The sequence below is a fragment of the Streptomyces sp. MBT53 genome, assembly GCF_016654115.1.
Lineage (GTDB): Bacteria > Actinomycetota > Actinomycetes > Streptomycetales > Streptomycetaceae > Streptomyces.
Map to the genome: position 1 here is coordinate 1 of NZ_JAEQAZ010000340.1, position 8,292 is coordinate 8,292.

An 8,292-nucleotide genomic window follows, 5' to 3' on the forward strand; every position below is an offset into this window, starting at 1 on the left:
CCCACCACCCCCGCCCGCCCGGCGCGTCGCCGTCCGGCCTTCCACACGCTGCGGGTCGCCGCCGTCGAGCCGCTCTGCGAGGACGCCGCCGCCATCAGCTTCGACATCCCCGAGCACCTCGCTGAGGAGTTCGCGTACCGGCCCGGTCAGTCGCTCACGCTCCGGCGCGAGGTGGAAGGACGCGACGAGCGCCGTTCGTACTCCATCTGCTCCCCGGCGGGGGCGCGCCCGCGCATCGGCGTACGGGTCGTCCCCGGCGGTCTGTTCTCCTCCTGGCTGGTCGACGAGGTACGCCCCGGCGACACCGTCGAGGTGATGGCCCCCACCGGCGCCTTCACCCCCGACCTCACCCGCCCCGGCCACCACGTCCTGATCGCCGCAGGCTCCGGAATCACCCCGATGCTGTCCATCGCGGAATCCGTCCTTGCCGCCGACACCCGCTCCCGCGTCACGCTCTTCTACGGCAACCGGCGCTCCGACACCGTGATGTTCGCCGACGACCTCGCCGACCTGAAGGATCTGCACCCCGGCCGGTTCCAGCTCGCGCACATCCTGTCCCGCGAACCGCGCGAGGCGGAGATCCTCTCCGGCCGCCTCGACGCCGACCGGCTCACCACGCTCGTCGACGCCCTCGTGGACGTGGAGACCGCCGACCACTGGTGGCTGTGCGGCCCGCACGGCATGGTCCGCGACGCGCAGCAGGTTCTCGCCGGACTCGGCGTCCCCGCCGACCGTGTCCACCAGGAGCTGTTCTACGCCGACGACGAGCCCGTCCGGACCAACGAACACATCGACAAGGTCTACGACGGCCCCGTCAGTCAGGTGAGCGTCACGCTCGACGGGCGTACCACCAACTCCGCGCTGCCCAAGGACAGTTCGATCCTCGACGGTGCCCAGAAGACCCGGCCCGACCTGCCCTTCGCCTGCAAGGGCGGCGTCTGCGGCACCTGCCGGGCGCTGGTCACCGACGGCACGGCGGACATGCGGCGCAACTACGCCCTCGAACCCGCCGAGGTCGACGCCGGCTACGTCCTCACCTGCCAGACCTTCCCGGTGTCCGACACCCTCGCCGTCGACTACGACAGCTGACACCTCCACGGACGTGAAGAGCGGGCCGGGAGGGATCCCGGCCCGCTCTTCGGTCAACTCGTTCGGCTACCGGCGGTCAGCCGAGGAGCTTGGCCGCCAGGGTCGCGGCGTTGTAGGAACCCCAGCCGGTGGTGAAGTCCCAGCCGCTGGCGGCGGAGTAGGCGCCGTTGCTGCCGCTGGTGATGTCGTGGAAGCCGGTGCCCTTCGCCGTGTAGAGCGCGGGGTTGGCGAAGCCGAGGTTGGCCTTGCCGGCCGCCGCGGCCTGCTGGTTGTAGAGCGCGCCGAAGGCCGCCCACTCGGGCGCGGCGGCGCTGGTGCCGCCGACCGTGCCCCAGCTGCCCTGCGAGTAGATCGAGACACCGGGGCTCGGGTTCGCGAGCGCCGACACGTCGGGCACCTGGCGGTAGCCGCCGCCCGCGGTCTTCTGCACCGCGGTCTGCCAGCTCGGGATCTTGAAGACGGAGGACTTGCCGCCGCCACCGCCCGACCAGGCCGTCTCCTTGCTCCACGCGTTGGCGGAGGTCACGGTCAGCGTCGTACCGCCGACGCCGGTGACGTACGGGTCGGCGGCCGGGTAGTCGACGGTGGTGGTGCCGTCGCCCGCGTCGTCCGAGCCGTCGTCGCCGGAGGCCGCGTAGAAGCCGAGGCCCTCGGCGGCGCCCGCCTTGAAGACGGCGTCCACGGCGTTGATGTTGGAGGTGGTGCGCTGGCTCTCGGAGGCACCCCAGCTGATCGAGGTGGTCGGGATGCCGCTGTCGACGATGGCCTGGTAGGTGTCGACCTCGCCGGCGTCGGAGTTCGGACCCTCGAAGACGGTGACGTTCGCCTTCGGGGCGATCGCGTGCAGCACCTCGATGTCGAGCTCGACCTCGACCTGGCCGTCACCGAGCGCGCCGGAGCCGCCGTCGACCTTCGACACGGTCGGAGTGGGGGAGCCGAGGCTGTAGTTGGTGTCGTACTTGGTGATGTTGGACTGCTGGAAGCCGTCGAACTCCAGTAGCGCGATCTTCTGGCCGCTGCCGGTGTACGTGCCGGAGACGTTGTAGCCGCCCTTGATCTGGGCCGGGGTGTAGCCGCCGCCGGGACCGTTGTGCGGGTTGACCTTGGCGGAACCCTGGTGGTGCAGCTGGGCGCGGTTGTTGAGGCCGGTGACGTCGCTGACGAGGTCGGCGATGCCGGTCGGCAGGGTCGGCGCGGTCTCGTTGGCGTAGAACGCGCGGCCCGACTTGGCGTCCTTCCACGTCGACAACTTGGTGCCGAAGGCCTTCTCCAGCTGGGCGGCGGTGCCGCTGGCGTCGACCAGCAGGTTCCCCGAGTGGACCTTGCCGACGGTCAGACCCTGGGCGCGGAGGAAGTCCTTGACCTGCTTGACCTCGGCGTCGGTCCGGCCGAACCGGGCCGCGAACTGCGCCTTCGTCAGATAGTGGCCGTACGAACTCGACCGCGGATTGCTGACGTTGGCGACGAACGTGTCCAGCGCCTTGTCGTTTCTGGGCGTCAGGCTGATGGCCACCGATATGCGCTTGCCGGCGGCGACGGCGCCGGTGCGGGACGCGTCGTGGTTCAGGCCCTTGAGGACATCTCCCGCGACGGCGGCGCGAGTTGAGTGCGGCTGGACTGCGGCGTAGGCGCTGGGGACGGCGGCGGCGAGCAGGGCCGGTACGGCGACGAGGCCGACCAGCTTCAGACGTGACGTCACGGAAGTCCTCCGAGGAGTGGGGGGGTGCTGTCCCGGAAGCGGAACTGGTTTCACCGTAGGAACATCGACCCCACCCGCATAAGCGGGGGAACCCTTGCGTCACGTGTTAACTGCGGGTGTCACATGAACCGCGGATGACAGGTCAGCGGCGAGTGTCGAGGGTGCGGGGAGTCCGCAGCCGGCCGGGCTGACTGATCGTCACCGCCTGTGTGGTGGGCTGCTGTTGGTCGTCGTCGCCGACGCTCACGGTCGCCGCTCCGGACGCGATGACGGCGACCGCCATGGCATGGGCGAGCGCGGTGCGCGAGCGGACGCCGACCTTGCGGTAGACCCGGGACAGGGTGCCCTCGACCGTCTTGACGCTGATGAACAGCTCGGCGGCGACCTCCCGGTTGGTGGCCCCGCCGCCGACGAGTTCGGCCACCCGCGCCTCCGTGGGCGTGAGTTCGGGTCGCCCCTCGCCGTCCCGGTCGCCGGCCTCAAGACGGGCCAGTTCGTCGCCCGCCCGCGCCGCCAGGGGAGCGGCTCCGATACGGGTCGCGGTCTCCAGCGCCTCGCCGAGCGCGGTACGGGCCGCGTTGCGGTGGCGGGCCCTGCGCTCGACCGCGCCGAGCGAGATGAGAGTGCGTACCAGGTCTACGGGCAAAGGGAGTTGACGCAGCCGGTCCACGGCCGTGCGTAGCCGTACCGCCCCCTCCTTCGCCCGGCCGAGCCCCGCCTCGCGCAGGCCCTCCGCGCGTTCCAGGGCCGCCAGTACGCTGCCGGGCGCGTCGCCGGACACGCGTGCGCGGGCCTCGTCGAGCACCGCCCCGGCCGCGTCCGTCTCGCCCAGGACGACCAGGGCCTCGGCCAGGTCGCTGTACCAGTGCAGCAGGGGCGGGTCGGCGGCCGACATCGCCTCGCCGAGTTCCTTGACGCGCTGCAGCGCCTCGACCGCGGCGGCGGCCCCGCGCGGATCGCCTGCCAGCAACTCGGCCTGGCCCAGCACCGCCAGCGCCCGCAGCAGGAACAGCCGGTCGCCGTCCGCCTCCGACGCACGCACCGCCTGCCCGGCCAACTCCCGTGCCTCGTCCGCGCTGCCGCCGGCGGTCGCCGCGAGCGCCGCCGCGTACAACGCCGGAGCGGCCTGTACGCCGGTCTCGGCGACGGCGCGGGTGCAGCGGGCGGCGGTGCGCAGTGCCTCCCGGCAGTTCCCGGCGCGTACTTGGATACGGGTCAGCGCGACCAGGGTCGCCATGAACTCCTCGACCCCGGCGAACTCCCCGATCTCCGCGAGGAGTTCGGTCACCCGCCGCTGGGCCTCGGTGACCTTGTCGGAGTCCAGGGCGAGGATCGCCCGCATCCGGATCAGCCCCCAGCTCTCCGGTCCGGCGCCCGCGCCGCCGGTCAGCGCGAGCGCCTCCGCCAGCGCGGCGTCGGCGGCGACCGGTTCACCGCCGAGTGAGCGCACCCTGGCGAGGGTGGCGAGCGCCCCGATCCGGGTGTCGGTGTCACCGGCCACGGCGGCTTGGCGGGCGGCGCGCCGGGCATGCAGGGCCGCCTGCGCCAACTCCCCGCACAGTAGGCCCCGTACGGCCGCCCAGTGGTGCAGCCACGCCTCCGCCTCCGGGTCACCGGCCGCGTCCCGGAGACCTTCCTCGATCAGCGCGTGCGTGCCGTGCAGGGCCTGGCCGGCATTGCGCAGCAGGACCAGTCGCGCCCGCACCCGCTGCCGGGCCGAGCCCGAACCGGCGAGGACGGTCTCGGCCGCCTGCCCGGCCTCCTCCAACTGCCCGGCGTCACAGGCGTATTCGGCCGCCGCCAGCAGCCGGTCGGCGTGCTCGGCCGGGCGGTCGGCCGGAGTGCGCAGGGCCGCGAGCTCGGCCAGTTCGAAGGCAGCGTCGGGGTCGCCGTCGCGGCGGGCGGACTCGGCGGCGGCCAGCAGCGTGCGGGCGGTGGTCTCGTCCTCGTAGGGGTGGGCGAGCGCGAGGTGCCGGGCCTGCTCCACGGGTTCGGTGACGGCGCGGGCCAGCAGGGCGTGCGCCTCCCGGCGGCCGTACTCCGGAGCGTCCGCATATACGGCGGCCCGGAGCAGCGGATGCCGGAAGCGGACGGTCCCGTGGGCGTCGGCCGTGGCGACCCCGAGCCGTTCGGTCTCCGCCAGGTCCGCGGCCGGATCGTCGAACCCGGCGGCGCGCAGCAGCGTGAGGGTGGGGCGGGCGGCAGCGCTCATGACGAGGAGCGTGTGCCGTGTGCGCTCCGGCAGGGTGTGCACCCGCTCCAGCAGCAGGGTGCGCAGCCGGTGCGGTACGGGCAGGGTCCGGCCGAGGCCGACGGCCGCCGTGTCGCGCGGGGCCGCCCGCCCCAACTCCAGGGCGTACCAAGGGTTTCCGGCAACCGTGTCCTGCACGGCCCGCAGCACCGCCGGTGGCAGGTCGGCGGGCAGCAGCCGTGCCACCTCGTCGTCCGTCAGCGGTGGCACGGGCAGTTCGACGGTGTCGGGCGGGCAGCAGCGCGGCCGTTCGGGCTGCTCGCCGCCCGCCACCCGCTCGGCGGCCACCACCCTCACGTCGAGGCCCTCGACACGGCGTACGACGAAGGCGAGCACCTCTGCGGTCTGTTCGTCGAGCCACTGGAGGCCGTCGAGGACCAGCAGCACCGGGCCTGTGGCGGCGAGGGTGCGCAGCACGTCGAGAACGGCGACCCGGACGGCGAGCCGCCCACGGTCGCCGTCCGGTACCTCGCCGCGCAACAGGGCGGCCCGCAGCGCCGATCGGGGTTCGGGCGCCAGGGCGCTCAGGCAGCTCTCCGGCACCCGTGCGAACAGGTCGACGAGACCGGCGAACGGCAGCCGGGCGTCCTCCTCGGCGGGGGAGCAGTGCAACACCGTTCCGGACGGCTGCACATGGGCGTCCGAGGACGCCACCAGGGCGGCCACGAGCACGGACTTGCCGATCCCCGTCGGACCGTGGAGCAGCACTCCCTGACGGTCCGTCAACTCGGTGCGGGCGGTGCCGATCAGCTCGCGGTGCCCGGTCAACGACCGCACTTCCGCGCCACGGCGGGGCGGGCGGGTCGGTGCGTGCGGCGGATCTCCGGGCATCTCGGCATGTGTTCATGACAACCGTTACGGAATCGCCTTGTCAATGACGATCGGGAGCGGCGGACGAGACCTGCCGGGGAATTGGCGCATGATCTCCATTTCTGACGGCTGTGATGGCGTACTTCCTGCATCAGTGCCCGCCATATGTGCGTGAAGCCGCTGATCGCCCGTACAACGGCCTGGTCAGCGGATGTACCGAGGAAGTGGGAGAGAACGATGACTGATCACGGAGCCGATCTGGTGATCCGGGCCGGGGCGATCCACACGCTGGTCCCCGGCCAGGCCCCGCAGCGGGCGCTGGCCGTGCGCGGCGACCGCATCACGGCCCTCTCGCCCGACCCCGACGGACTCGACCACCTGCTGCGCCCGCACACCACCGTGCACGACCTGCCCGGCGCCACCGTGCTGCCCGCCTTCGACGACACCCACACCCACCTGATCTACGCGGCGCTCGGCGCGCACGACGTCCCGGTCCACGAGGCCCACGACATCCCCGAGTTCCTGGAGCTGATCCGGGAGCGGGCGAAGACGACTCCCGAGGGCGAGTGGATCCGCACCACCACCAACTGGCAGGAACTCAACCTCGCCGAGCGCCGTATGCCCACCGCCGCCGAACTCGACCTGGCCACCGACCGGCACCCCGTGCTGGTCAAGCGCGGCGGCCACAACGACATCGTCAACAGCTACGCGCTGCGCCTGGCGGGCATCACCGAGGACACCCCCGTACCGCCGGGCGGTGTCATCGGCCGCGACGCCGACGGCCGGCTCGACGGGCGGCTGATCGACAACGCCATGGGCCTGGTGGAGCGCCTGGTTCCGGCCCCGGACCGGGCCCGGCGGATCGACGGGCTGCGACTGGCCACCGCCCAGTACGCCGCCACCGGCATCGGCACCGTGCGGGACTGTGCGGTCGGCCTGGAGGACTACGCGGTGCTGCTGGCCGCCCGCGAGGCGGGGGCGCTCGGCATCCGGGTGCGCGCCCTGATCTCGGCGCTCGGCATGACCAGCGCGGCCCAGGTGGAGGATCTGCTCGACGCCATGGAGAAGTGGCGCGACGACTCCGACCCGTGGCTGCGGGTGTGGGGCGTGAAGTTCGGGCTCGACGGCGGCCTGGAGGCCGGGGCGACCGAGGAGCCGTACGCCTGTGACCACGCCTTCTCCGGGACGCTGACCTGGGAGCCCGACCGCCTGGTGGAGGCCGTCGAGGCCGTGGTCAGGCGCGGCTGGCGGGTCGGCACCCACGCCTACGGCGACCGCGCGGTGCGCACCCTCCTGGACGTCTACGAGCGGGTCCTCGCCCGCAACCCCGGACTGCCCGCCGGCACGCTGGTCATGGAGCACGGCGGCCTGGCCGGTCCCGAACAGCGGGCCCGCGCCGTCGAGTTGGGCATCCCCGTCACCATCCAGCAGCCGCTGCTGCACGACACCGCCGAGGTCGAGGAGGGCTTCTGGGGCCCGGAGCGCGTCGCCCGCCTCTTCCCCGCCCGCGGCTGGATCGACCTCGGCGCGCAGGTCAGCGCCGGATCGGACTTCCCCGTCGGCCAGTTCGGCGCGATGCGCTCGGTCTACGGCATGATCACCCGCCAGACCGTCATCGGCCCCAAGGGCCCCGAGCACGCCATCACCTACGACGAGGCGCTCACCCTGCACACCGCCAACGCGGCGCTGCTGCTGGGCGACCAGAATCTGCGGGGCACGCTGAGCCCGGGCCGCCTGGCGGATCTCACCGTCTGGGAGCAGGACCCCGCCCGCTGCCCGAGCGACGCCCTGCGCGACCTGAACCCGCTGCACACGTTCGTGGGCGGCGGTCTCGTCACCCGGTCGGCATCGTCCTGATCGCGGCGATGTCGAACTGGAGCCGTACCTTCTCGCTCACCATCGCACCGCCCTCGGCCAGCCGGGAGTTGTAGGTCAGTCCCCAGTCGGAACGGTCGATGGTGGTGGTGCCGTCGAAGCCGACCCGTTCGACGCCGAACGGGTCGGTGACATGTCCGATGTAGGTGAGTTCCAGGACGACGGGACGGGTGGCGTCCTTGATGGTGAGGTCTCCGAGCATCCGGTAGACATCGTTGCCGGCCATTTGCACGGCGTTACTGGCGAAACGCATACGCGGATAGGTCGCGGAGTCCAGGAAGTCGCGGCCGACCAAGTGGGCGTCGCGCTGTTCCACACCGGTGTCGACACTGCCGGTGGACACCACGATCTCGGCCTGTGAACGGGCCGGGTTGCGGCCGTCGAAGTAGAGCCGGCTTTTGTATTCGGCGAAGGACCCGCGCACGGTCGTCACCATGGCGTGCCGGACGGAGAAGCCGATCCGGCTGTGCGCGGGGTCGATCATCCACTCTCCGGTCAGCGCCGCCAGGGCGGGATCGGGCAGGCCGGAGGCGGTGAACGCCGGTGGGGCGGCGCTGACCGGAGAGTG

General features: G+C 72.5%; 5 protein-coding genes. 2 read left to right on the forward strand and 3 right to left on the reverse strand.

The annotated features are described in order from the left end of the window. A partial coding sequence (paaE, locus tag JHN45_RS50225) for a 1,2-phenylacetyl-CoA epoxidase subunit PaaE (RefSeq protein ID WP_201056144.1) occupies window positions 1–1,089 on the forward strand: 1,089 nt, incomplete at its 5' end. Window positions 1,090–1,165: 76 nt separating this feature from the next. On the opposite strand, the gene JHN45_RS50230 is transcribed toward paaE, so the two are convergent. Both JHN45_RS50230 and JHN45_RS50235 read right to left on the reverse strand, forming a co-directional pair. Further along, a complete protein-coding gene (locus JHN45_RS50230) occupies window positions 1,166–2,788 on the reverse strand; it encodes a protease pro-enzyme activation domain-containing protein (protein ID WP_201056145.1) in 1,623 nt (540 codons plus the stop codon). A 142-nt stretch (window positions 2,789–2,930) separates the two neighbouring features. After that, window positions 2,931–5,870: a LuxR family transcriptional regulator gene (locus tag JHN45_RS50235; protein WP_201056147.1), complete on the reverse strand. Its 2,940-nt coding sequence runs from the start codon at window positions 5,868–5,870 to the stop codon at window positions 2,931–2,933. A 216-nt stretch (window positions 5,871–6,086) separates the two neighbouring features. On the opposite strand from JHN45_RS50235, the gene JHN45_RS50240 reads away from it, so the two are divergent. Beyond that, entirely contained in the window at window positions 6,087–7,706 is a 1,620-nt protein-coding gene (locus tag JHN45_RS50240; RefSeq protein WP_200716634.1) for an amidohydrolase, read from the forward strand. Here JHN45_RS50240 and JHN45_RS50245 read toward each other — a convergent pair. Next, entirely contained in the window at window positions 7,684–8,247 is a 564-nt protein-coding gene (locus tag JHN45_RS50245; protein WP_234469633.1) for a YceI family protein, read from the reverse strand. The genes JHN45_RS50240 and JHN45_RS50245 overlap by 23 nt on opposite strands. Between the last annotated feature and the right edge of the window lie 45 nt (window positions 8,248–8,292).